Raw genomic sequence first — 891 nt, 5'->3', positions numbered from 1 at the left:
ACCGAGCGCCTGCTCTTCGCCCACGGCGCCGTGGCGGCGCTCGGCTGCGACGACGCCGGCAGCACCACCACCGACAGCGGCGCGCTCGGTGAGGCTGGTCTTACCGGCGTCGACGTGCGCCAGGATGCCGAGATTGAGCGTGGGCAAGGAGATCCTCGGAGGTCAGGGAACGGATGGACGGCCTGAACACACCGGTTCCTCGCATGTCCGTCCCTTTCCCTGGGCTCCGCTGGTCCCCGCCACCGTAGAGCGGGCGCGCGGCGGGCGCTACTGCTTTAGCAACTCCGCCACCGAGGTGGCGGGACGGCCCGTCAAGCGCGGCACCGCGTCGGTGACCGCGGCGAGGTCACCGGCGGCGATCGCGGTGTAGGTCGAGACCCACGCGTCGACCAGCCAGCCGGGTGCGCCCGACGAGCTGCGCGACCGGTACGCCTCCGGCACGGTCTCGGGCTGGTAGGTGACCGACAGCAGGGCCGCGATCTCGTGCAGGGTCAACGCTTCCGGGCCGGTCAGGTCGTACGTGTGCCCGGCGTGGGCGGCCGGGACGGTGAGCACCGCGGTCGCGGCGTCGGCGATGTCGTCCTGGGCGACGGCGGCGACCCGGCCGTCGCCGGCCGGCCCGCGGATGACCCCGTCGGTCCCGGCCAGGTACGGCAGGAAGTCGGCGTAGAGGTTGTCGCGCAGGAAGGTGAACGGCAGCCCGGTGGCCCGGATGTGCTGCTCGGTGTGCCAGTGGTCGCGGGCGTGGGTGAACGTCGCGTCGGGGGCGGCACCGACGAACGAGACGTACACGAGGTGGCCCACCCCGGCGGCGGCCGCGGCGTCGACGAAGGCGCGGTGTTGCTCGACGCGGTCCTCGCTCTCCGACGCGGAGACCATGTGCACGGCCGG

At 73.4% G+C, this 891-nt stretch carries 1 protein-coding gene; it reads right to left on the bottom strand.

Annotated features, from left to right (window positions below; translation table 11 throughout):
- Positions 1-267: 267 nt before the first annotated feature.
- Positions 268-891 (bottom strand): NmrA family NAD(P)-binding protein (locus tag AB0C29_RS40655; RefSeq protein WP_360832340.1); only part of this gene is annotated, 624 nt, incomplete at its 5' end.

The sequence above is a fragment of the Actinoplanes sp. NPDC048791 genome, assembly GCF_040650095.1.
Lineage (GTDB): Bacteria > Actinomycetota > Actinomycetes > Mycobacteriales > Micromonosporaceae > Actinoplanes.
Note: the sequence above shows the minus strand (reverse complement) of the source record. Positions and strands in the feature narration are given on the sequence as shown.